This is a genomic window from Streptococcus mitis (assembly GCF_902159415.1).
Lineage (GTDB): Bacteria > Bacillota > Bacilli > Lactobacillales > Streptococcaceae > Streptococcus > Streptococcus mitis_BG.
Map to the genome: position 1 here is coordinate 372,112 of NZ_CABGJU010000001.1, position 24,485 is coordinate 396,596.

The 24,485-nt window shown below is 37.6% G+C and carries 25 protein-coding genes; 14 read left to right on the top strand and 11 right to left on the bottom strand.

From position 1 onward, the window contains the following. The first annotated feature begins 17 nt into the window (after window positions 1–17). From lepA to lacD, 10 genes are all read left to right on the top strand, one after another. Entirely contained in the window at window positions 18–1,841 is a 1,824-nt protein-coding gene (lepA, locus tag FN031_RS01890) for a translation elongation factor 4 (protein ID WP_142557122.1), read from the top strand. Window positions 1,842–2,018: 177 nt separating this feature from the next. Further along, on the top strand, window positions 2,019–2,615 hold the full coding sequence (locus tag FN031_RS01895; RefSeq protein ID WP_142557124.1) for a hypothetical protein: 597 nt from the start codon (window positions 2,019–2,021) through the stop codon (window positions 2,613–2,615). Between the two features lie 202 nt (window positions 2,616–2,817). Then, a complete protein-coding gene (locus tag FN031_RS01900; protein WP_142557126.1) occupies window positions 2,818–3,294 on the top strand; it encodes a PTS sugar transporter subunit IIA in 477 nt (158 codons plus the stop codon). Between the two features lie 41 nt (window positions 3,295–3,335). Then, entirely contained in the window at window positions 3,336–3,641 is a 306-nt protein-coding gene (locus FN031_RS01905) for a PTS sugar transporter subunit IIB (RefSeq protein ID WP_006151856.1), read from the top strand. Window positions 3,642–3,685: 44 nt separating this feature from the next. Then, entirely contained in the window at window positions 3,686–5,161 is a 1,476-nt protein-coding gene (locus FN031_RS01910) for a PTS galactitol transporter subunit IIC (protein ID WP_142557128.1), read from the top strand. Window positions 5,162–5,256: 95 nt separating this feature from the next. Further along, window positions 5,257–6,150, top strand: coding sequence for an aldose 1-epimerase family protein (locus FN031_RS01915; RefSeq protein ID WP_142557130.1), 894 nt, complete (start codon window positions 5,257–5,259; stop codon window positions 6,148–6,150). 258 nt (window positions 6,151–6,408) lie between these two features. Further along, a complete protein-coding gene (gene lacA / locus FN031_RS01920; RefSeq protein WP_142557132.1) occupies window positions 6,409–6,834 on the top strand; it encodes a galactose-6-phosphate isomerase subunit LacA in 426 nt (141 codons plus the stop codon). A gap of 148 nt (window positions 6,835–6,982) precedes the next feature. Then, a complete protein-coding gene (gene lacB, locus FN031_RS01925) occupies window positions 6,983–7,498 on the top strand; it encodes a galactose-6-phosphate isomerase subunit LacB (RefSeq protein ID WP_142557134.1) in 516 nt (171 codons plus the stop codon). Between the two features lie 10 nt (window positions 7,499–7,508). Continuing rightward, window positions 7,509–8,438, top strand: a complete 930-nt coding sequence (locus FN031_RS01930) for a tagatose-6-phosphate kinase (protein ID WP_142557135.1) — start codon at window positions 7,509–7,511, stop codon at window positions 8,436–8,438. Window position 8,439: 1 nt separating this feature from the next. After that, window positions 8,440–9,420 carry a tagatose-bisphosphate aldolase gene (lacD, locus tag FN031_RS01935; RefSeq protein WP_142557138.1) on the top strand — a complete coding sequence of 327 codons (981 nt, stop codon included), beginning with the start codon at window positions 8,440–8,442 and terminating at the stop codon, window positions 9,418–9,420. Window positions 9,421–9,476: 56 nt separating this feature from the next. On the opposite strand, the gene FN031_RS01940 is transcribed toward lacD, so the two are convergent. The 4 genes from FN031_RS01940 to nrdH form a co-directional block, all read right to left on the bottom strand. Continuing rightward, window positions 9,477–10,244, bottom strand: coding sequence for a DeoR/GlpR family DNA-binding transcription regulator (locus FN031_RS01940; RefSeq protein ID WP_142557140.1), 768 nt, complete (start codon window positions 10,242–10,244; stop codon window positions 9,477–9,479). A 132-nt stretch (window positions 10,245–10,376) separates the two neighbouring features. After that, window positions 10,377–11,339: a class 1b ribonucleoside-diphosphate reductase subunit beta gene (gene nrdF, locus FN031_RS01945; RefSeq protein WP_075567612.1), complete on the bottom strand. Its 963-nt coding sequence runs from the start codon at window positions 11,337–11,339 to the stop codon at window positions 10,377–10,379. Between the two features lie 178 nt (window positions 11,340–11,517). Further along, the gene (nrdE, locus tag FN031_RS01950) at window positions 11,518–13,677 is read right to left on the bottom strand and encodes a class 1b ribonucleoside-diphosphate reductase subunit alpha (protein WP_142557142.1); all 2,160 of its coding nucleotides are present in this window, start codon (window positions 13,675–13,677) and stop codon (window positions 11,518–11,520) included. Between the two features lie 70 nt (window positions 13,678–13,747). Next, the gene (gene nrdH, locus FN031_RS01955; RefSeq protein ID WP_075567610.1) at window positions 13,748–13,966 is read right to left on the bottom strand and encodes a glutaredoxin-like protein NrdH; all 219 of its coding nucleotides are present in this window, start codon (window positions 13,964–13,966) and stop codon (window positions 13,748–13,750) included. A 363-nt stretch (window positions 13,967–14,329) separates the two neighbouring features. On the opposite strand from nrdH, the gene FN031_RS01960 reads away from it, so the two are divergent. From FN031_RS01960 to udk, 3 genes are all read left to right on the top strand, one after another. Then, a complete protein-coding gene (locus tag FN031_RS01960) occupies window positions 14,330–14,593 on the top strand; it encodes a phosphocarrier protein HPr (protein WP_000146952.1) in 264 nt (87 codons plus the stop codon). A gap of 4 nt (window positions 14,594–14,597) precedes the next feature. After that, window positions 14,598–16,331: a phosphoenolpyruvate--protein phosphotransferase gene (gene ptsP, locus FN031_RS01965; RefSeq protein WP_142557144.1), complete on the top strand. Its 1,734-nt coding sequence runs from the start codon at window positions 14,598–14,600 to the stop codon at window positions 16,329–16,331. A gap of 120 nt (window positions 16,332–16,451) precedes the next feature. Further along, window positions 16,452–17,090: a uridine kinase gene (gene udk, locus FN031_RS01970; protein ID WP_142557147.1), complete on the top strand. Its 639-nt coding sequence runs from the start codon at window positions 16,452–16,454 to the stop codon at window positions 17,088–17,090. 38 nt (window positions 17,091–17,128) lie between these two features. Here the strand turns inward: udk and FN031_RS01975 are convergent, their stop codons facing one another. From FN031_RS01975 to FN031_RS01985, 3 genes are read right to left on the bottom strand one after another with little or no spacing between them, the layout of a single operon-like run. Then, the gene (locus tag FN031_RS01975; RefSeq protein WP_075567607.1) at window positions 17,129–17,692 is read right to left on the bottom strand and encodes an ECF transporter S component; all 564 of its coding nucleotides are present in this window, start codon (window positions 17,690–17,692) and stop codon (window positions 17,129–17,131) included. Continuing rightward, window positions 17,676–18,227: a phosphopantothenoylcysteine decarboxylase gene (gene coaC, locus FN031_RS01980; RefSeq protein ID WP_142557149.1), complete on the bottom strand. Its 552-nt coding sequence runs from the start codon at window positions 18,225–18,227 to the stop codon at window positions 17,676–17,678. The genes FN031_RS01975 and coaC overlap by 17 nt, the downstream gene beginning before the upstream one ends. Before the next feature lie 11 nt (window positions 18,228–18,238). Further along, window positions 18,239–18,928 (bottom strand): phosphopantothenate--cysteine ligase, encoded by a 690-nt coding sequence (locus FN031_RS01985; RefSeq protein WP_142557151.1) that lies wholly within the window; start codon window positions 18,926–18,928, stop codon window positions 18,239–18,241. 221 nt (window positions 18,929–19,149) lie between these two features. Between FN031_RS01985 and FN031_RS01990 the strand changes: the two genes are divergently transcribed. Further along, window positions 19,150–20,820 carry a formate--tetrahydrofolate ligase gene (locus FN031_RS01990; protein ID WP_142557153.1) on the top strand — a complete coding sequence of 557 codons (1,671 nt, stop codon included), beginning with the start codon at window positions 19,150–19,152 and terminating at the stop codon, window positions 20,818–20,820. Between the two features lie 83 nt (window positions 20,821–20,903). Here FN031_RS01990 and lysS read toward each other — a convergent pair whose 3' ends face one another. From lysS to FN031_RS02010, 4 genes are all read right to left on the bottom strand, one after another. Next, window positions 20,904–22,394 carry a lysine--tRNA ligase gene (lysS, locus tag FN031_RS01995; protein ID WP_142557155.1) on the bottom strand — a complete coding sequence of 497 codons (1,491 nt, stop codon included), beginning with the start codon at window positions 22,392–22,394 and terminating at the stop codon, window positions 20,904–20,906. 134 nt (window positions 22,395–22,528) lie between these two features. After that, window positions 22,529–23,155, bottom strand: a complete 627-nt coding sequence (locus tag FN031_RS02000; protein ID WP_142557157.1) for a histidine phosphatase family protein — start codon at window positions 23,153–23,155, stop codon at window positions 22,529–22,531. Further along, entirely contained in the window at window positions 23,152–23,637 is a 486-nt protein-coding gene (locus FN031_RS02005; RefSeq protein WP_142557159.1) for an aminoacyl-tRNA deacylase, read from the bottom strand. Before FN031_RS02005 ends, FN031_RS02000 begins: the two co-directional genes overlap by 4 nt. Further along, window positions 23,637–24,479: a DUF368 domain-containing protein gene (locus FN031_RS02010; protein WP_142557163.1), complete on the bottom strand. Its 843-nt coding sequence runs from the start codon at window positions 24,477–24,479 to the stop codon at window positions 23,637–23,639. The genes FN031_RS02005 and FN031_RS02010 overlap by 1 nt, the downstream gene beginning before the upstream one ends. Window positions 24,480–24,485: the final 6 nt, after the last annotated feature.

Genomic DNA, 24,485 nt, shown 5'->3' on the forward strand with positions numbered 1-24,485 from the left:
CTGAAAGGAAGAGAATCTTGAATTTAGAAGAATTAAAAAAACGACAGGAGAAAATCCGTAACTTCTCTATTATCGCCCATATCGACCATGGGAAGTCAACTTTAGCCGACCGTATTTTAGAAAAGACTGAGACAGTCTCAAGTCGTGAAATGCAGGCCCAGCTACTTGATAGTATGGACTTAGAACGTGAGCGTGGGATTACAATCAAACTAAACGCTATCGAGCTTAACTACACAGCAAAAGATGGGGAAACCTACATTTTCCACTTGATTGACACACCAGGGCATGTAGACTTCACCTATGAAGTTTCCCGTTCACTTGCTGCCTGTGAGGGTGCAATCTTGGTTGTCGATGCTGCTCAAGGTATTGAAGCACAAACACTTGCTAATGTTTATTTAGCCTTGGATAATGATTTGGAAATCATGCCTGTCATTAACAAGATTGACCTTCCTGCTGCGGATCCAGAGCGTGTCCGTACGGAAATCGAAGATGTTATCGGTTTAGATGCTAGTGAAGCAGTATTAGCTTCTGCCAAGGCTGGTATCGGTATCGAGGAAATTCTCGAGCAAATCGTTGAAAAAGTTCCAGCACCAACTGGTGACGTGACTGCTCCTCTTAAGGCTTTGATTTTTGACTCAGTTTATGATTCTTATCGTGGTGTTATTCTGCAAGTCCGTGTCATGGATGGGGTAGTTAAACCTGGGGATAAGATTCAGCTTATGAGTAATGGCAAGACCTTTGATGTTACTGAAGTAGGTATTTTTACTCCTAAAGCAGTTGGACGTGATTTTCTTGCAACAGGTGATGTAGGCTATATTGCAGCTTCTATTAAGACTGTTCAGGATACACGAGTTGGTGATACGGTAACTTTGGCAAACAATCCTGCTACTGAGCCACTTGATGGCTACAAGCAGATGAATCCAATGGTATTTGCGGGTCTCTATCCAATCGAGTCAAACAAATATAACGACCTTCGTGAAGCCTTAGAAAAATTGCAGCTCAATGATGCAAGCTTACAATTTGAGCCAGAAACTTCTCAGGCGCTTGGCTTTGGTTTCCGTTGTGGTTTCTTGGGACTTCTTCACATGGATGTTATCCAAGAACGTCTTGAACGCGAATTTAATATTGATCTAATTATGACGGCGCCGTCTGTAATTTACAAGGTTAATTTAACAGATGGTGAAGCAATTGATGTATCGAATCCTTCAGAGTTTCCAGACCCAACTAAGATTGCTTCTATTGAAGAACCTTATGTTAAAGCTCAAATCATGGTGCCACAAGAATTTGTCGGTGCGGTTATGGAGCTGGCTCAACGTAAGCGTGGGGACTTTGTAACTATGGATTATATCGATGAAAATCGTGTGAATGTCATCTACCAAATTCCACTTGCTGAAATTGTCTTTGATTTCTTTGATAAACTAAAATCATCTACTCGTGGCTATGCTAGTTTTGATTATGAGTTGTCTGAATATCGCCCATCTAAATTGGTTAAAATGGATATCCTCCTTAATGGTGATACTGTTGATGCTCTCAGCTTTATCGTTCACAAGGACTTTGCCTACGAGCGTGGTAAATTAATTGTCGAAAAACTGAAGAAAATTATTCCACGTCAGCAGTTTGAAGTTCCAATCCAAGCAGCGATCGGACATAAGATTGTGGCTCGTACGGATATCAAGGCTCTACGTAAGAACGTGCTTGCTAAGTGTTATGGTGGTGACGTATCACGTAAACGTAAGCTTCTTGAAAAACAAAAAGCTGGTAAGAAACGGATGAAAGCCATTGGATCTGTAGAAGTTCCACAGGAAGCCTTCTTATCTGTTCTTTCTATGGATGAGGAGTAATACTCTCCCAAGATTATCAAATATTAAAACGCTCTATTTAGAGCGTTTTTTACAATTTAAATAAGAAGAATGAGTAATAGTAGATTGAAACTTCTATTCGAAAATACTCACATTTTACAGTTTATCTTTGACACTTTGATGTTCGTACTTTAGAATAGAAGTGAAAGGAGAATAACTATGAAAAAAGTAATTACTTTATCTTCGATACTTTTATGCTCTCTATGTCTTGCTGCATGTAATACAACAAAAAATACTAGTGCGGAAAAAACTGAAACTACTAGTGTTCAAGAAACAACAGTTGCAACAACCGCAGCTCCTATAAAAGACACGCAATGGATTGGATCGGACGATTATGGATACGTGAAAGTACCACAATCATGGATTCAATTTAAAGATGTTAATGGTGGAGATGATATTCAATATTCTGACGGTACAGATATCAATATCGTTACCTTAAATACATTTAAAGCAGAGCAGTTTGGTATTTCTGAAAGTGAACTTGAAAAGGTAGACCCTATTCAAATTTCAAATAGTATTTATCAATCTAAATCAGAAAGTTCTGATTTCTCTAAGGTTTGGGGCTCTAAGTCAAGAATCGGAGGCTATGATGCATATCAAGTTAACTGCATTGCCAAAACTGGTAAATATTTAGTTATTTGGATTTTCAAGTCGGATGATGGTAAGTTCAGATATGTTTCACTTGAAGGGAATTTAGATACTATTAAAGAACTAGCACCGACTATCGAAGAAAGTTGGACCAATAAAAAACCATAAATGTGGGAGCAGGATTGAATCCTGCTTTTTTTATAGTCTAAAGAAATATATATCTGTAAGAAATTTGTTCGTAGTTGAGTGAATAAAATATGTCAAACACAAAATGATAAAATTCAAACAAAATACAACAAAAAAATATTGACAACGGTTTCATATAGTGATATACTTGTATCATAAAAGTTAAATATGAAGGGAGAAGGTCATGGGATTAGATCATTTCTTCAGCAAAGACTTAGTCTTTTGTCTAGAAGCAGATAATCAAGAGCAACTATTTGATCAAGTTGCAACCCTATTAGAAGAAAAGAAAGTTGTTACGGATACCTATCGATCGGCATTGATTGAACGTGAAAAAATGTTCCCAACCGGTTTAGATATGGAATTTCTTGGGAAGGACTTGCCGAATGTAGCAATCCCTCATACAGACACGATTCATAATTTAACTGAAAACGTTGTTGTGGTTCGCTTAGCGAAACCAGTAACATTCCACAACATGATTGCTCCTGACAAGGAAGTAGAAGTATCATTACTCTTCTTTATCATCAATAATTCAAATTCGAGTCAAACAAATATTCTAGCTCAATTGATGGACTTCTTTACAGGTAATGGTCATCTAGAAGCACTTTCTAAGATTACAGAACCAGAAACTTTGTTCCAGTATATCTCAGAAGCAACTGCTTAAATTCATAAATAAATAGTAAATAAAAATCGGAGGAAATCCAAATGATTAAAATTCTTGCTGCATGTGGTGCAGGTGTCAACTCAAGCCACCAAATTAAAAGCGCTCTAGAAGAAGAGCTATCAAGCCGTGGTTACGATGTACAGTGTGACGCAGTTATGGTAAAAGATGTCAATGAAGACTTGATTAAAGGTTATGATATCTTCACGCCAATTGCTGCAACTGACTTAGGTTTTGACCCTGGTATTCCAGTTGTTGAAGCTGGACCTATCTTGTTCCGTATTCCAGCAATGAGCGCTCCAGTCTACGACAATATTGAAGCAGCAATCAAAGAACACGGATTAAGTTAATTATTATTTTGTAATTTTCCATAAAAATAAAGGGAGGAAAAATTATGGATTTCATTATCAATTTAGCCAATGAATTCTTTAAACCAATCTTGGCTATGGGTGGCCCAATCATCATGCTGATCATTTTGACAGTATTGGCTTTGCTTTTCGGAGTTAAATTCTCCAAAGCACTTGAAGGTGGTATCAAACTTGCCATCGCACTTACTGGTATCGGTGCTATCATCGGAATGCTTAACGGAGCTTTCTCAGCTTCACTTGCAAAATTCGTTGAAAATACTGGTATTCAATTGACCATCACCGACGTTGGTTGGGCACCACTTGCAACAATCACTTGGGGATCTGCATGGACTCTATACTTCTTGCTAGTTATGTTGATTGTCAACATTGTAATGCTTGCAATGAAGAAAACAGACACACTTGACGTTGATATCTTCGATATCTGGCACTTGTCTATCACAGGTCTTTTGATTAAATGGTATGCTGACAAGAGTGGAGTTGGTCAAGGGGTTTCTCTTTTCATCGCGACTGCAGCAGTTGTTCTTGTAGGGGTTCTTAAAATTATTAACTCTGACTTGATGAAACCAACATTCGACGACCTTCTTAACGCACCAAGTTCATCACCAATGACTTCAACTCACATGAACTACATGATGAACCCAGTTATCATGGTTTTGGATAAGATTTTTGATAAATTCTTCCCAGGTCTTGATAAATATGACTTTGACGCTGCTAAATTGAACAAGAGAATCGGTTTCTGGGGATCTAAATTCTTCATCGGTTTCATCCTTGGTATCGTTATCGGTTTGATGGGTACTCCACATCCGGTTGCAGGTGTAGAAGGTGCTGAAAAATGGGAACTTGTAATTAAAGGTTGGTTGTCACTTGGTTTGACTGCCGGTGTCTGCTTGGAGCTCTTCTCATTGATCGGTTCATGGTTCATCGCAGCCGTAGAACCACTTTCACAAGGTATTACAAACGTTGCTACTAAACGTCTTCAAGGACGTAAATTCAACATCGGTCTTGACTGGCCATTTATCGCTGGTCGTGCTGAAATCTGGGCTTGTGCCAACGTACTCGCACCAATCATGTTGGTTGAAGCAGTACTTCTTTCAAATGTCGGAAATGGTATCTTGCCACTTGCTGGTATCATCGCAATGGGTGTAACTCCAGCTCTCTTGGTAGTTACTCGTGGTAAATTGCTCCGTATGATTATCTTCGGAACACTCTTGTTGCCACTCTTCCTTCTTTCAGGTACACTTATCGCACCATTTGCAACAGATCTTGCTAAAAGTGTAGGTGCCTTCCCAGAAGGTGTGAGTCAAACTCAATTGATCACTCACTCAACACTTGAAGGACCAATCGAAAAACTTCTTGGTTGGACAATTGGTAACACTACAACAGGTGATATCAAAGCAATTATTGGTGCAGTAATCTTCCTTACTTTCTATATCGGTATTTTTGCATGGTACAGAAAACAAATGATCAAACGTAATGAAGAATACGCAGCAAACTCAAAATAATTTGCTCCTAAAAATGTAAATTGTAAAAACTAGGTTGTCAGTTTCCACTATGAAGCAGTCAGCCTAGTTTTTTTAGAAAATTAGAGGTAAGACTTGTGATTGTATTAAAATCAGATCATTTAGATGTTGAGTTTCAAACACTTGGAGGAGCGCTATCCTCTATAAAAGATAAAGATGATGTAGAGTATTTGTGGCAGGGGGATCCAACTTATTGGAGTGGGCAAGCACCCGTATTATTCCCAATATGTGGTTCAGTAAGAAATGATACGGTCCTTTATGATAAGGAAGATGGTAGTCAAAAAGAAGGAAAAATCCCTCGACATGGCTTAGTAAGAAAAAAAGAATTTACATTAGTAAAACAAACGGATAATTCAGTTACATTCGCTATTGAAGATGATGAAGAAATGTATGCAAATTACCCTTATCATTTTCGTTTAGAAATCACTTATACAGTTACTGGGAAAACCATACGTACTCAGTATAAAATCTATAATAAAGAAGCTGAAAAATCGATGCCATACTTTATCGGTGGACATCCTGGTTTTAACTGTCCATTACTTGAAGACGAAGTATATGAAGATTACTATCTTGAATTCGAAAAGCCAGAAACTTGTACAGTTCCCAAACCATTCTCAGAAACAGGAATGCTAGATTTTAAAGATAGAAGTAGCTGGTTAGAAAATAAAAAAGAAATCGACTTGAATTATGACTTCTTCAGCTACGATGCTGTTACTTTAGACAACTTAGAATCTCGTTCTGTTTCTTTGAAATCACGAAAACATGATAAAGGTTTAAAACTACATTTTAATGAGTTTCCAAATTTAATCGTATGGTCAACTCTTAATAAAGGTCCTTTTATTGCCTTGGAACCATGGTCAGGTTTGTCTACTTCGCTCGAAGAAGGAGATAGACTGGAAGATAAGAAAGATGTTAGAGTTCTGAAACCTGGCGAATTTGATCAGCTTGGATTTGATATCGAAATTTTATAAAAAATAAACAAAAACAAACATAAAATGTTGACTTTTCCAACTAATAGTAGTATATTATGTTTATAAAGAACAATTTGTGTTTGTTTTAACAAATTGATTGTTTTAGTTTTTCTCTGAAGAAAACTCTTTAAGAATGAAAGATGTAATTTATTCTTAATTAAAATATTGTCAAAAAACTACTAGTAACTTTTTTGAATGGGTGTTTTAAACTGAAATCAAAAATGTTTGCTGGTCTATAATAAAAAAGGAGTATACAATATGTCTATTGTTATTGGTGCAGATGCTGCAGGTTTAAGATTGAAAGAAGTTGTAAAAAACTTCTTGGAAAAAGAAAACTTCCAAGTAGTGGATGTTACAGCAGAAGGTCAAGACTTCGTTGATGTAACTCTTGCTGTTGCAGAAGAAGTTAAGAAAGAAGAACAAAACCTTGGTATCGTGATTGATGCATATGGTGCTGGTCCATTTATGGTCGCAACAAAAATTAAAGGAATGGTTGCTGCAGAAGTTTCTGATGAACGTTCAGCTTATATGACTCGCGGGCACAACAACTCACGTATGATTACTATGGGTGCTCAACTTGTTGGTGATGAATTGGCTAAAAACATTGCTAAAGGCTTTGTAAATGGTAAGTATGACGGCGGTCGTCACCAAATCAGGGTCGACATGTTGAACAAAATGTGCTAATACTCTTCAAAAATCAAGATAATCTGTCGTCAGCTCACTTTAGCTAACCTCAGTTATGCTCGCAGCTCGCTTCCTAAGCTAATCTTGATTTTTCTTGAGCAAGGATAAATGATATTAGATTTATACAATTAATCGGAGGGAATAACTAATGAGAATTGCAATTGGATGTGACCACATCGTAACAAATGAAAAAATGGCTGTTTCAGAATTTTTGAAATCAAAAGGACATGAAGTTATCGACTTTGGTACTTATGACCACGCTCGTACCCACTATCCAATCTTTGGTAAAAAAGTTGGTGAAGCAGTAGTTAGTGGCCAAGCTGATCTTGGTGTGTGTATTTGTGGTACTGGTGTAGGTATTAATAATGCTGTTAACAAGGTTCCTGGTGTTCGTTCTGCTTTGGTTCGCGATATGACAACAGCTCTATATGCAAAAGAACAATTGAATGCTAATGTTATCGGATTTGGTGGTAAAATCACTGGCGAATTGCTCATGTGTGATATCATTGAAGCTTTCATCAACGCTGAATACAAACCATCAGAAGAAAACAAAAAATTGATCGCTAAAATCCAACACGTTGAAACTCATAACAATCATCAAACTGATGCCAACTTCTTTGCAGAGTTCCTTGAAAAATGGGATCGTGGTGAATACCACGACTAAGAGGTGACTTATGATTTTAACAGTCACAATGAACCCATCCATTGATATTTCCTATCCTTTGGATGAACTGAAAATTGACACTGTCAACCGTGTTGTCGATGTTACTAAAACGGCTGGTGGTAAAGGTCTTAACGTTACACGTGTCCTATCAGAATTCGGTGACTCCGTAGTCGCAACTGGGCTTGTCGGTGGTAAACTTGGTGATTTTTTAGTAGAAAATATTAATGATAAAGTAAGCAAACGTTTCTTCTCTATTCAAGGTGAAACCCGTAACTGTATCGCAATTCTACATGGAGAAAACCAAACAGAAATCCTAGAAAAAGGTCCTGAAGTTCAAGAAAAAGAAGGTCAAGATTTCTTGGCTCATTTCAAAGAACTTTTAGAGACTGTAGAGGTAGTGGCCATTTCAGGTAGTTTACCAGCAGGACTTCCAGTGGATTATTATGCCAGTCTGGTTGAACTTGCTAACCAAGCTGGTAAACCTGCTGTCTTGGACTGTTCAGGAGCTTCACTTCAGGCGGTTCTTGAATCTCCACATAAGCCAACAGTTATCAAACCAAATAATGAAGAATTATCTCAACTTTTAGGAAGAGAAATTTCTAAAGACTTGGATGAATTAAAAGAAGTCCTTCAAGAACCACTATTTGATGGAATCGAGTGGATCATCGTTTCCTTAGGTGCTAACGGAGTATTCGCTAAACACGGTAACACTTTCTACAAAGTAGATATTCCAAGAATTCAAGTAGTAAATCCAGTCGGTTCTGGCGATTCTACAGTGGCAGGTATTGCTTCAGGTCTTTTCCATAAAGAAACGGATCAAGAACTATTAATCAAGGCTAATGTCCTTGGTATGCTTAATGCTCAAGAAAAAATGACCGGTCATGTCAATATGGCTAACTATCAAGGTCTATATGACCAATTAATTGTAAAAGAGGTATAAAATGGTTTTAACAGAAAATAAACGCGCTTGTCTGCAAAAACTCTCTGATGAAAATGGTATCATCTCAGCTCTCGCCTTTGACCAACGTGGGGCTTTGAAACGCCTCATGGCTCAATACCAAACAGAAGAGCCAACAGTTGCTCAAATGGAAGAACTTAAAGTATTAGTGGCAGATGAATTGACTAAATATGCTTCATCAATGCTACTTGACCCTGAGTATGGACTTCCAGCTACAAAAGCTCTTGATCCAAATGCAGGTCTTCTCCTTGCTTATGAGAAAACAGGATACGATACAACAAGTACAAAACGCTTGCCAGACTGCTTGAACGTTTGGTCTGCAAAACGTATCAAGGAACAAGGTGCAGATGCTGTTAAGTTCTTGCTTTACTATGACGTAGATAGCTCTGACGAACTCAACCAACAAAAACAAGCCTACATTGAACGTATTGGTTCTGAGTGTGTAGCTGAAGATATTCCATTCTTCCTTGAAATTTTGGCTTACGATGAAAAGATTGCGGACGCAGGATCTGCCGAATACGCTAAAGTAAAACCACGCAAGGTTATCGGTGCTATGAAGGTCTTCTCAGACCCACGCTTTAACATTGATGTCTTGAAAGTGGAAGTTCCAGTTAACGTGAAATACGTTGAAGGATTTGGCGATGGCGAAATCGTTCATACACGTGAAGAAGCAGCAGCCTTCTTTAAAGCTCAAGACGAAGCTACTAACTTGCCATACATCTACTTGAGTGCAGGTGTATCAGCTAAGCTCTTCCAAGAAACTCTTGTATTTGCCCACGAATCAGGTGCAAACTTCAATGGAGTTCTTTGTGGACGTGCAACATGGGCTGGATCAGTTGAAGCTTATATCAAAGACGGTGAAGCAGCTGCTCGCGAATGGCTTCGTACAACTGGTTTTGAGAACATCGATGAACTCAACAAAGTTCTTAAAACAACAGCAACTTCATGGACCGAACGTGTGTAAGTTCTTCTTTGAAATAATTTTAAAAATAAAAAAGTCTCACAAATGGTGAGACTTTTTTATGGCTTAGATTTGATAATGTGTGTTTTTTTTGTCAAGGATTTAAGAGTTTTATCACTTAATTTTGAATCTGAAATAATCGTATCAATATCAGCGATATTATAAAAAGTGTAAAAATCAAACTTATCGAATTTGCTGTGATCCGCTAAGAGATACTTTTTATTTGCATTTTGAAGGGCTATCTTTTGGACTTCTCCCTCTTCTTCACTGAAAGTAGCAATAGCATGTTCTTTTATTCCGTTACAGCTTACAAAAGCTTTGGAAAATTGTAAACTGGAAAGGTCTTGTAAGGTAAGTGTTCCTACAAAAGCTCCAGTAATTTCACGATAATTACCACCGATTAATATCAAATCAGTAAGTTTACGTTCATTTAGAATCAGAAAAACAGGTAAACTATTAGTGACAACACGGATATTATCAATTGGTAGTTCACGCGCGAAGTACTCGAGAGTAGTACCAGGGCCAATAAATATGGTTTCTCTTTCTTCAACTAAATGACCAGCAAATTTTGCAATTTCTTGTTTTTCAGCAATTTGAAGAGCTTGTTTTTCAACGTTAGATCTCTCATTAGATAGAAGAGAACCAGTACGAAGCTTTTCAGCACCACCATGAACACGGACAAGTAAATCCTTATCAGCTAATTCTTGAAGGTAACGTCTAGCTGTCATATCTGATATATCCAGACTAGTCATAATCTCTTTAACAGTGATAGTTCCCTTGGTATTAACAGTTTCTAAAATTCTATCTAGTTTTTCTTGTTTGAGCATTGGATTACCTCCATATCTAATACTATAATACCACAAAGTAACAAATCAATCAATTTAAAGAACAAAAATAAACAAAAAACAAAAAAACATCTGAGTTTTCAAACAAACTTAGATGTTTTTTTAAGATAGTTATTAATCTAATCCATAGTTGTAGTCTTCATCTTGCATAGCCTCAACCTCACCAAGCAGGTAGCCATTACCAACTTGAGAGAAGAAGTCGTGGTTAGATGTACCAGTTGAAATACCGTTCATAACGATTGGGTTAACATCGTCTGCTGAGTCTGGGAAAAGTGGATCTTGGCCAAGATTCATAAGGGCTTTATTGGCATTGTAACGAAGGAAAGTTTTAACTTCTTCAGTCCAACCAACACCATCATATAGACTTTCTGTATAACCTTCTTCGTTCTCATAAAGAGTATAAAGGAGATCGTACATCCATTCTTTGAGTTTTTCTTGTTCTTCTTCAGGTAATTCGTTGAATCCAAGCTGGAACTTGTACCCAATATAGGTTCCGTGTACAGACTCGTCACGAATGATGAGTTTAATGATTTCTGCTACGTTAGCTAGTTTGTTATTACCGAGATAGTAGAGCGGTGTGAAGAAACCAGAGTAAAAGAGGAAGGTTTCAAGGAAAACACTGGCTACTTTCTTTTCAAGTGGTGTACCATTTAGGTAAATTTCATTGATGATTTCCGCTTTTTTCTGGAGATATGGATTTGTATTTGTCCATTCAAAGATTTCTTCGATTTCAGACTTAGTATTTAAAGTTGAAAAGATAGAAGAGTAGGATTTTGCGTGGACAGATTCCATAAATTGGATGTTGTTAAAAACAGCTTCCTCGTGAGGTGTGCGAATATCAGAGCGAAGAGCCTGGACCCCAGTTTCAGATTGCATAGTATCAAGAAGGGTAAGTCCACCAAAGACTTTACCAACTAAGTCTTTTTCTTTATTCGATAATTTTCTCCAATCATCCAAGTCATTTGATAAAGGGATACGAGTATCGAGCCAGAATTGCTCAGTCAGTTTTTCCCAAGTTGATTTATCAATGACATCTTCGATAGCATTCCAGTTAATGGCTTTGTAGTAAGTTTGCATTTGAAATCTCTTTCTGTTCGTAGTAATGCGATAAGTTCATTCTTCCTGTTCTAATATTTTAAAGGAGTATCGCACAAAAAGTCGGAAGACCGACTTTTTAATTGTATCATGATTTTATCAATCACATCAACTTAATTATAAGTGAGTTTGAAAACCCAGATTCGATTTGAGAGATGTTCTAAATTACACAGCTCTCACATTGGTTAGCGCCTACTTCACCACCGTCATCTGTAAAGGTACGGACGTAGTAGATAGACTTGATGCCCTTATTGAAGGCATAGTTACGTAGGATAGATAGGTCACGTGTCGTTTGCTTGTTTTCTTTCTTCCATTCGTAAAGACCTTTTGGAATGTCACTACGCATGAAGAGAGTGAGTGAAAGCCCTTGATCCACGTGTTCAGTAGCAGCAGCGTATACATCGATAACCTTACGCATATCCATATCGTAGGCAGAAGTGTAGTAAGGAATAGTATCTGTTGACAATCCTGCAGCAGGATAGTAAATCTTACCAATTTTCTTCTCTTGACGTTCTTCGATACGTTGTGTGATTGGGTGAATAGAAGCAGAAACATCATTAATGTAACTGATTGACCCATTTGGTGCTACAGCTAAACGATTTTGGTGATAAAGACCATCTGCCTGAACCTTTTCACGAAGCTCAGCCCAGTCTACAGCAGTTGGGATAAAGATATCTTTAAAGAGTTCTTTCACGCGTTCTGATTTTGGAACAAATTGACCAGATGTATACTTATCGAAATAAGTTCCGTTTGCGTAGTCTGATTTTTCAAAATTATGGAAAGTTACACCACGTTCACGCGCGATGTTATTTGATTCAACCAGAGTCCAATAGTTCATGAGCATGAAATAAATACTTGTAAATTCGATAGACTCTTCTGATCCATACTCAATCAATTGTTGCGCAAGGTAACTATGTAGTCCCATTGCACCAAGACCGAATGTATGGGCCAAGCTATTTCCGTGGTCGATTGTTGGGACAGCTTTAATATGAGAATTATCAGTAACAAAGGTAAGAGCACGAACCATGGCACGAATAGAGCGTCCAAAGTCTGGCGATGTCATCATGTTGACAACGTTGGTTGAACCAAGGTTACATGAAATGTCGGTTCCCATCTCAAGAAATTCTTGTGCATCATTAATCAAGCTTGGTTCTTGGACTTGAAGAATCTCAGAACACAAGTTACTCATGATAATCTTACCATCAACTGGATTTGCACGGTTAGCAGTATCGATGTTGACTACATAAGGATAGCCAGATTCTTGTTGCAATTTAGAGATTTCAGTTTCTAAATCACGAGCCTTGATTTTTGTCTTGCGAATGTTAGGATTTGCTACTAGTTCATCATACTTCTCAGTAATGTCGATATAGTTAAATGCTACACCGTACTCTCTTTCAACAGAGTATGGGCTGAAGAGATACATATCTTCATTCTTGCGAGCCAATTCGTAGAATTTATCTGGTACTACAACACCAAGTGACAAAGTCTTAACACGAACTTTTTCATCGGCATTTTCTTTTTTAGTCGAAAGGAAAGCGATGATATCTGGGTGAAAGACGTTCAAGTACACCACACCAGCCCCTTGGCGTTGTCCCAATTGGTTTGAGTAAGAGAAACTATCTTCGAAGAGTTTCATAACTGGAACGACACCAGACGCAGCTCCTTCATACCCCTTGATAGGGGCACCAGCTTCACGTAGGTTGCTAAGGGTGATCCCAACGCCACCACCAATACGTGAAAGTTGAAGAGCAGAGTTGATAGAACGGCCAATAGAGTTCATATCATCTGTAACCTGGATTAAGAAACAAGATACTAACTCTCCACGACGTGCACGACCAGCGTTCAAGAAAGATGGAGTTGCTGGTTGATAACGTTGATGGATAATCTCGTTAGCAATATCAGTTGCAATTGCTTCGTCACCATCTGCAAAGTAGACAGCATTAAAGAAGACACGATCTTCCATATTCTCTAGATAGTATTCTCCGTCGTTTGTCTTAAGAGCATACTGATTATAGAATTTGTAGGCAGCCATAAAAGACTTAAATTGGAAGTTTTGTTCTTTTATAAATTGATACAGTTCTACAAAAAATTCTGGACGATATTTTTTAATAAAGCCCGTTTCAATATAGTTGTGCTTGATTAGGTAGTCAATTTTATCTAAAATTGAATCAAATACCATTGAGTTTGGTACAACATTTTCTTTAAAAAATGCATCTAGGGCTTCTTTATCTTTATGAAGCATGATTTGTCCATTGACTGGACGGTTAATTTCATTATTTAGACGGAAGTATGTTACGTCTTCAAGTTGTTTTAATCCCATAAAATTTCCCTTATCTAATTACAAAATAAAGGCTTCTAAGGTCTACATAGAAGCTTTTTAAATCCTGATTTTATACAAGTTGCTTGAGTTTTGCTGGTTGGAAACCAGAGAACACTTCAGTTGGTGTTTGAATGATAGGAGCAGCACTAAAGCCGAGTCCTTTAACTTGTTCAATATATTCAGGTTGTTCATCAAGATTAATTTCTTGATATGCGATATTATTGCTGTCTAAAAATCGTTTAGTCATCTTACATTGGACACAGTTATTTTTAGAATATACGGTTACCATTTATGGAACTCCTCTTTCAAATTAATTATACCCTTCTTAGTATATCAGAAAAAAAATCTTTGTCAACGAAAGAAAACTAAATATTGTATATTTCTTTTTAATATTTTGTTCAAAAACACAATATATAGTGATTCCGAAAATAGAAAACGCTTTATATAAAGGTTTCTACATTCTAGAAAAAGATAAAAAACTACATAAGGTGTAGGCTTAAAAAATATGAAATATTTTCTGCAAGTTATCTGAAAGGAAATTTGAGAAAGTCCAGTAAATGCTTGAAAAAATTACTTAAAGATGATATAATACAATACTGTAAGGGTTATCAGATGTAACCCAACAAGAAAACATTTAAAGGAGAGTCAAAGTATGGCTTCTAAAGATTTCCACGTAGTGGCAGAAACAGGTATTCACGCACGTCCAGCAACTTTGTTGGTTCAAACAGCTAGCAAATTCGCTTCAGACATCACTCTTGAGTACAAAGGTAAATCAGTAAACCTTAAATCTATCATGGGTGTTATGAGCCTTGGTGTTGGTCAAGGTGCTGACGTTACAATCACTGCTGAAGGTGCAGACGCTGATGATGCTATCGCTGCTATCTCAGAAACAATGGAAAAAGAAGGATTGGCATAAGAATATGACAGAAATGCTTAAAGGAATTGCAGCATCTGATGGTGTTGCCGTTGCAAAAGCATATCTACTTGTTCAACCGGATTTATCATTCGAGACTGTTTCAGTCGAAGATACAAATGCTGAAGAAGCTCGTTTAGATGTTGCTCTTGAAGCTTCTCAAAACGAGCTTTCTCTTATCCGTGAAAAAGCAGTAGGTACGCTTGGTGAAGAAGCAGCGCAAGTTTTTGACGCTCATTTAATGGTTCTTTCTGACCCTGAATTAATCGGTCAAATTAAAGAAACTATCCGTGCTAAAAAAGTGAATGCTGAAGTAGGTCTTAAAGAAGTTACAGACATGTTCATCACGATCTTTGAAGGTATGGAAGATAATCCATACATGCAAGAACGTGCTGCTGATATTCGTGACGTTACTAAACGTGTTTTGGCAAATCTTCTTGGTAAGAAATTGCCAAACCCAGCTTCTATTAATGAAGAAGTAATCGTAATTGCACACGACTTGACTCCATCTGATACTGCTCAATTGGACAAAAACTTTGTAAAAGCTTTTGTAACAAACATTGGTGGACGTACAAGTCACTCAGCTATTATGGCTCGTACACTTGAAATCGCTGCTGTTTTGGGTACAAACAACATTACTGAGCTTGTAAAAGATGGTGATATTTTAGCTGTTTCAGGTATTTCAGGGGAAGTGGTCATTAACCCAAGCGAAGAACAAATCGCAGAATTCAAAGCAGCTGGTGAAGCTTATGCTCAACAAAAAGCTGAATGGGCTCTTTTGAAAGATGCTAAAACAGTTACTGCTGATGGTAAACACTTTGAGTTGGCTGCCAACATCGGTACACCTAAAGACGTTGAAGGTGTGAACGAAAACGGCGCAGAAGCAGTTGGTCTCTACCGTACTGAATTCTTGTACATGGATTCTCAAGACTTCCCAACTGAAGACGACCAATACGAAGCTTACAAAGCGGTTCTTGAAGGAATGAACGGTAAACCTGTTGTTGTTCGTACAATGGATATCGGTGGGGATAAAGAGCTTCCTTACTTTGATCTTCCTAAAGAAATGAACCCATTCTTGGGCTACCGTGCTTTACGTATCTCTATCTCTGAAACTGGTAACCAAATGTTCCGTACACAATTACGTGCATTGCTTCGTGCATCTGTTCACGGTAAATTGCGTATCATGTTCCCAATGGTTGCTTTGTTGAAAGAGTTCCGTACTGCTAAAGCTATTCTTGAAGAAGAAAAAGCAAAATTGGTTGCTGAAGGTGTCGCAGTTGCAGATGATATCCAAGTTGGTATCATGATTGAAATTCCTGCTGCAGCTATGCTTGCTGATCAATTTGCTAAAGAAGTTGATTTCTTCTCAATCGGTACAAACGACTTGATCCAATACACAATGGCTGCTGACCGTATGAACGAACAAGTTTCATACCTTTACCAACCATACAATCCATCAATCCTTCGCTTGATCAACAATGTTATCAAAGCAGCTCACGCTGAAGGTAAATGGGCTGGTATGTGTGGTGAAATGGCCGGTGACCAAACAGCTGTTCCACTCCTTGTCGGAATGGGATTAGATGAGTTCTCAATGTCAGCTACTTCAGTACTTCGTACACGTAGCTTGATGAAGAAACTTGACACAGCTAAGATGCAAGAATACGCTAACCGTGCTCTTACTGAATGTTCAACAATGGAAGAAGTTCTTGAGCTTTCAAAAGAATACGTTAACTTTGATTAAAATCATTAAAACCTTGTAGAATAAAGCTACAAGGTTTTTTGACTTCTAATTTAAAAAGTACATCTGTAAAATTTCCTAAAATTATGGTAGAATAGACAAAGGAAAAATACGGAGGCAACTATGCAAAACAGACCAATCATTATCGGAGTAACAGGAGGATCTGGTGGAGGAAAAACTAGTGTTTCTAGAGCAATTCTATCACATTTTCCTAATGAAAAAATTGCCATGATTGAGCATGATTCCTACTATAAAGATCAATCTCATTTAACCTTCGAAGAACGAATCAAAACAAACTATGATCATCCATTTGCTTTTGATACAGACTTGATGATTGAACAAATCAAAGAATTGTTAGCAGGAAGACCAGTTGACATCCCAACTTATGACTATACTGAACATACTCGTAGTTCAAAAACATATCGTCAAGAACCACAAGATGTTTTTATAGTTGAGGGTATTTTGGTCTTAGAAGATCAACGTCTACGTGATCTAATGGATATCAAGATTTTTGTGGATACTGATGATGATGTACGTATTATTCGTCGTATTAAACGTGATATGGAAGAGCGTGGACGTAGCCTCGATAGTGTTATCGAGCAATACCTTAGCGTGGTTAAACCCATGTATCACCAATTTATAGAGCCAACTAAACGTTACGCTGACATTGTAATCCCTGAAGGTGTGACAAATGCGGTTGCAATTGATTTGTTGACAACTAAGATAGAAAAAATCTTAGAAGAAGCACGGTTAACACAATGACAATAAAAAACCTGTATCAATATGATACAGGCTTTTTTTTATTGTTTAATTTTTTCTAGTCTTGGAACAATGAGAGCAGTTAAAACAGCCGAGATAACTAATTCTGCAATTGAGTTTGTTGAGATAACAGTAGCCAATAGTTTTTGAATATTTCCATCAAAAACACTTCCGAAAAGGAAGAAGATTCCACCTAAGACAAATACGGTATTTGTTAGAGAACCAAGAGCACCAGCAAAGATAAGACCAGCTTTGTTTTTAAGAAGTTTATAAACAAAGTAAGGAGTCAAACCGATGAGGATACGAGGAACAATAGCGATGATTAATGAATAGATATTGCCGTTTGGTACAAATGGTGAGAAAAGATAGCTAGTAGGTAAGATAGTAATTGTATTAACTGTTAAGCTAATCATACCCATTAAAAATCCAAGGATTGCACCAATTCGTGGGCCGTAAATGATACTTCCAATAATAACAGGAATATGTACAATAGTAGGTTTAATTGGGAATGGTAATACATTAAATAAGATAGAGCTGAGCAGATGGATGACAATCATACTAGCAAAAAATATAGCAACAGGTGCGATGTTAGAGCGTTTGTTCATTGAGAGTTTCCTTTATTCTTTCTATAATAATTTCCAAATCGGCTAAAGCGCCGCTTCCGAAGTCGCCACAAGCTAGGAGAGATTCTTTAGGAGAGATGATCTCGTATCCATAGCTTTCAAGAGTTTTAAGATTTGTCTGTGTGGCAGGGTGGGTAAACATTTTTGTATTCATGGCAGGTGCTAATAATTTAGGGATATTTTTTGGTAATGCCAGAGCAGTACTAGTCACCATATTATCCGAAAAGCCATATGCTAATTTTGCAATGGTATTAGCAGTTGCTGGAGCAACGATAAACAAGTCAGTTTCTTTTCCTCTTTCGATGTGATTGACTTGGTCTGGATAAGGTTCTTGCATGACATCGAGATGAACCAGATTTTGGGACAAAACTTGCAGTGTTAATGGTTGTATAAAATCTGTAGCAGCTTTTGTCATCAAGACCGATACACTATGTCCTTGCTTTTTCAAAGAACTGACTAAATCGGCAGCCTTGTAGGAAGCAATTGAACCAGTAATTGCAAGAGTAATGTGAGCCATAACTTTCCTTTCTAAAAAGTAAATCCTTGAATTTTTTTAATTATTAGCTCAGCGATTTCTTGTTTGCTGTATGCTGTTTGATAATCATTTTTTTCAACTAAGTAAGCCAGGTGTTGTTCAGAGTTTATTTGAGTCAAATCGTTAGCAACAATAATGTCTGCTTGATTCTTTTTAAGACTTTTTCTAGCAACATCTATCAAATGATTCTCTGTAACATCAACCAGGAGTTTAAAACCTATTAGATGAATTTTAGGATTCCATTCTTTGACCAGAGAAATAATCTTAGGATTTTTCTTAAGAAAAAGAATCTGAGCATCTTCCTTTGAAGAAATTTTGGTCTCGGTATTATGCTTAGTTAGAAATTCCGATATATCTTGACTAGCTTGAACCTCATCTATACTTGTCATGTAGACCGGGGTATAGTCAGATACAGCCATAGAATGAATTAAAACTTGGTAATCTTTAACAAGTTTTCGCATCTCCTCAAGCAAATCTAAAGTATTCTTAATTTCTATAATTTTAAGACTAGGATGACTAACGGGTTTAATTGCATGAGAAGTTGTAATCAAGCAAACTTCATGACCTGCTTTTATTAAAGCTTCTGTTATAACCAAGCCAAGATGGCCTGTAGAGTGATTAGTGATAGAGCGAACACGGTCTATAGCCTCACTAGTACCACCAGAAGTTACTAAAATTTTCATAGAATCATTTTACACAAAAAAGACTTTTAAGTCAAAAAAAGCGGTTCGGTTTAGCTTTAAGTTATTATAGTTATTATCTATAAAGACATATAAAAAATAGATTATTCTTGTTATATTAAAGAATTAAAGAGAAAAATACGAACATTAAGTTCATTTTTATATAAAAAAATCTTGTTTTGTGTTATAATGAGTTAAAAGATAATAGGGCATAGGAGTTTAATATGAAAACAGATATTGAAATTGCACAGAGTATAGAGCTAAAACCAATCGTTGATGTTGTTGAGAAACTTGGTATTTCTTACGATGATTTGGAGTTGTACGGAAAATACAAGGCTAAACTTAGCTTTGATAAGATTCGTGAAGTTGAAAGTAATCCAGTTGGTAAGTTGATTTTGGTAACTGCCATCAACCCAACTCCAGCAGGTGAAGGGAAGTCAACTATTACAATCGGTCTTGCTGATGCTTTGAATAAGATTGGTAAGAAAACCATGATTGCTATCCGCGAACCTTCACTTGGCCCTGTTATGGGTATTAAAGGTGGAGCTGCTGGGGGTGGTTATGCCCAAGTGTTACCAATGGAAGATATCAACCTTCACTTTACTGGTGATATGCACGCAATCACAACTGCAAACAATGCTCTCTCTGCCTTGATTGACAATCACTTACACCAAGGAAATGAGCTAGGAATCGATCAACGTCGTATTCTTTGGAAACGTGTTGTTGACTTAAACGATCGTGCTCTTCGTCATGTAACTGTTGGACTTGGTGGTCCTCTAAATGGTATTCCACGAGAAGATGGTTTTGATATCACTGTTGCTTCAGAGATTATGGCTATTCTTTGTTTATCAACAGACATTGATGACTTAAAACGCCGTTTAGCTAATATCGTAATCGGCTATCGTTATGACCGTACACCTGTTTCCGTTGGTGATTTACAGGTTGAGGGTGCCTTGGCATTGATTTTGAAAGATGCTATCAAACCAAACTTGGTGCAAACAATCTATGGAACACCAGCATTCGTACACGGTGGTCCATTTGCTAATATTGCCCATGGTTGTAACTCTGTATTGGCGACAAAAACAGCTCTTCGCTTAGCTGATTATACAGTAACTGAAGCTGGTTTTGGTGCAGACCTTGGTGCTGAGAAATTCCTGGATATCAAAACGCCTAACTTGCCAACTGCTCCATCTGCGGTGGTCATCGTAGCAACTCTTCGTGCTCTTAAGATGAATGGTGGAATTGCGAAGGATGCTCTGACAGAAGAAAATGTAGAAGCAGTTCACAAAGGCTTTGCTAACTTAAAACGTCACGTTGAGAACATCCGCAAATTTGGTATCCCTGCAGTAGTTGCTATTAACGAATTTGTATCTGATACAGAAGCTGAAATTGCAGCCTTGAAAGAACTCTGTGCTTCTATCGACGTTCCAGTCGAGTTAGCAAGTGTTTGGGCTAATGGTGCAGAAGGTGGAGTAGCACTTGCTGAAACTGTGGTCAAAACGATTGCTGAAACTCCTGCAAATTATACTCGTTTATATGACAATGAACTCTCTGTTCAAGAAAAGATTGAAAAGATTGTTACTGAAATCTACCGTGGTAGCAAAGTAAACTTCGAGAAGAAAGCTCAAACCCAAATAGCACAAATCGTACAAAATGGTTGGGATAAACTGCCAATCTGTATGGCTAAAACTCAATACAGTTTCTCAGATAACCCTAACGCTCTTGGAGCACCTGAAAACTTTGAAATTACTATTCGTGAATTGGTACCTAAGCTGGGTGCAGGCTTTATCGTAGCCCTTACTGGTGATGTCATGACCATGCCTGGACTTCCAAAACGACCTGCCGCTCTCAACATGGATGTTGAAAGTGATGGAACTGTTCTTGGATTATTCTAGTTCAAACACAAAAGACAACCTCTTTGATAAGGTTGTCTTTTTAACTACAAAAAACTCCTAGAAAAATTCTAGGAGTTTAATGTTTATTTCATAGTTGGGAAAAGAAGTACATCACGGATAGTAGTTGTATCAGTGAGGAGCATGCAGAGACGGTCGATACCAATTCCCAAACCACCTGTTGGTGGCATACCGTATTCGAGTGCTTCAATGTAATCGTAGTCAATGCCTGTTGCTTCATCATCACCAAGCTCTTTAGCTTTAGCTTGGGCTTCAAATCGGCTAAGCTGATCGATTGGATCGTTGAGCTCAGTGAAAGCATTTCCGTATTCTTTGGTCATGATAAAGAGTTCGAAACGGTCAGTAAAGCGTTCGTCTTCAGGGTTCTTCTTAGCAAGTGGAGATACTGCTACTGGATGTCCATAGACAAAGGTAGGTTGAATCAAGGTTTCTTCAACAAATTCTTCAAAGAAAGCATTGATGATGTGTCCAACTTCAGTATAGTGTTTCTCAACTGGAACTTTCTTGTCAGCAGCGATAGCTTTAGCTTCTTCGAAGGTCATGTCTTGCCAGAAATCAACACCTGTAATTTCTTTGATTGCATCCACCATGTGAACACGTTTGAATGGCTCATTAATTTTGATTTCAGTACCTTGGTAGTCGACTGGGCCATCACCTTTGACAGCTTTAGCAACGTGTTGGATAATGCCTTCAGTCAAGTCCATGATATCTTGGAAGTCTGCATAAGCTTGGTAAACTTCGATAGAAGTGAACTCAGGGTTGTGTGTAGCATCCATACCTTCGTTACGGAAGATACGACCAATCTCATAAACACGTTCCATACCACCAACGATGAGACGTTTCAAGTGGAGCTCAGTCGCGATACGAAGAACCATATCGATGTTTTGAGCATTGTGATGAGTGATAAATGGACGAGCAGCAGCACCTCCAGCTTCGTTGTGAAGAACAGGTGTTTCAACTTCTAGGAATCCTTTTTGGTCGAGGTAACGACGGATTTCAGAGATGATTTTTGAACGAGTGACAAAACGTTCAAAGCTTTCACGGTTAGAAATCAAATCAAGGTAACGTTTACGATAGATAGTTTCAACGTCAGTTAGTCCGTGGAATTTTTCAGGAAGTGGACGAAGAGCTTTAGACAAGTGTGTGATGTGAGTAGCTTTGATAGAGAGTTCACCCATATCGGTACGCATGACTTCACCTTCGACACCAAGGAAGTCTCCTAGGTCAGCTTTTTTAAAGATTTCGTAGTTTTCTTCACCGACCTCATCTTTACGAACGTAGATTTGGATTTGACCTTCGCGGTCTTGAAGGTGGGCAAATCCAACTTTTCCTTTACCACGTTTTGTGACTAAGCGTCCAGCGATAGTAGCAGTTTCGTTTAGTTGGTGTAGTTGCTCTTTATCAAGGTCAGCAAATTTATCTTTTAGTTCTTGAGAGTTAGCAGTACGTTCAAAACGTTTACCGAAAGGATCAATTCCTTGTTCACGAAGCGCTGCCATTTTTTCACGGCGAACGATCTGCTGGTCATTCAATTCTTCCATATGTTCTGTTGACATGAGTTCCTCCTAATTTTAATCGAATTTTAAAAAAATAAATCAATTTTTCACGATACTCCATTTTATCATAAATAGTCAAGAAATTCACGGATATTCTATAAAAACTAAAAAGAACTTGATCATTTATATCAAGTTCAATCATTTTTCTGATAAGAAGTATCGTTCCAAGTCTTTAGAGTAAATGTTTCAAAGTCATTGGTCTCTATAATCGTCAGACTAGCATTGGCTAAACCTCCATTTTTTCTAAGTAAATGAGTATGATAGCCAAGAAGAGATTGGATGCTGGCTGTGAGATTGGCTCCGTGACCGACAATTAAAACATGATCAAAATTTTGATTTTGTAGTGACTTAACAAAATGAATCGTTCGCTGTGTTGTTTGATAAACGGACTCAGCACCAAACATAGTCGAATCAAACTTCGCTAGATTGCTACGGAGAGCGTTCATTTGTTCAGGATAGATTGCTTTTAAAGTTGCAAATTTCTCTCCTTCAAGTTTGCCGAGTTGCCACTCTCTTAGAGAGGGTGTTTCTTTTAAGGGACAGCTATCTTTTAACTGACTTTGGATAATCTGAGCTGAAGTTACTGCACGAGGAAGATCACTAGAATAAATCACATCAAAAGGGATTTCCTGGAGATACTTGCCCAATTTTTTTAAGGTCTCAATTGATTCCTCAAGGAGTGGAGAGTCACCACTTGCCCCTTGAAAACGTCTTTCGAGATTCCAAAGAGTTTTACCATGACGAACGAAGTATAGTTTCATGAGTTACTCTCCTCCAAGATATCTACAAAGCTAGCTTTTACAAAGTGTGCTAAATCTTGTGGACAGATGATAATACTGTGTCCAACTTCACCAGCAGAGACAATCATTTTTTCTAATTCTAAAGCTGTTTCATCAATATAAATTGGGTAGTTATGTTTTTGACGAATGCCAACAGGATTATTAGCACCGTGGATATATCCAGTTGTCTTTTCCAAGTCCTTTTGAGGAATCATGGAAACTTTTTTATTCCCAGAAATTTTTGCTAATTTCTTTTCAGAGAGATGTTCGGTGATAGGGACAATTCCTATTACCGGACCAGTCTTATCACCCAATAATGCTAAGGTCTTAAAGATATGATTTCTATCATAACCAGAAGGAAGTTCTCCTTCTAAAGCATTGATTTGAATACCTTGATGGTCAACACCCGCCTTGGTCAAAATTTGCTCTACTAAGGTTTTTTTAACTTTAACTCTCTTAGCCATTATTTGTATTTTTCCTCTAATTGACTCATCCAAATACCCAACCAGATACCTAGAGCGAAGAAGAAGGCGATGATCACATAAGATACAATGGATAGACCTGCATAGCTAATGCTTTCAGGATTGCCAGCATTTGGTAATAAAATTAGTAAAGTACTCGAAAGCACGATACCAATAATGAAGTGATAAACACGAGAGTGGTAGACACGGAGAGCATAATCCATAAATTTCGAAAATGCTATGAGAGTTAGAACAGCACCGATTCCAATTGGTAAGAATGTTCCAAATAAGTCAAATGACTTGAATCCAGTTAGCATAGGGGCGTATAGTCCTAAAATCAAGAGTAGGTTTGATGGACTAAGGCCCGGAACAAGAATTCCAAGAGCAAGTAAAGAACCTGCGAGGATAAAGTTTAAGAATGACGCAGATAAACTTCCTACTACGAAATTAAGTCCGTAAAGTGCAATTCCTGAAACAATAAAGGTTGTCCAAAACCAAATGAGGTCTATTTTATCCCTTTCAGAATCACGATTGGCTTCTTTTACTAAACTAGGTACGGTACCGATAATTGCACCAGCAAAACTCCATAAGACATAAACCTGATAATGCTCAAGGAGGTACTCAATTGGATAAGAAAATAGCCCAATACCTAGTAACATACCGATAGCAACTGGCAAGAAATAAAGAACGTCTTCTTTGAGTTGCTTGAAGGGATGAGCTAAGAAACGAATCATACGTTCATAGATTCCTAAAATTGCAGCTAGGACACCTCCGGATATACCAGGTAAGATAAATCCTAGAGCAATTACTATTCCTTTAATCATTTTTGAAATCCAAGATAACATGGAATT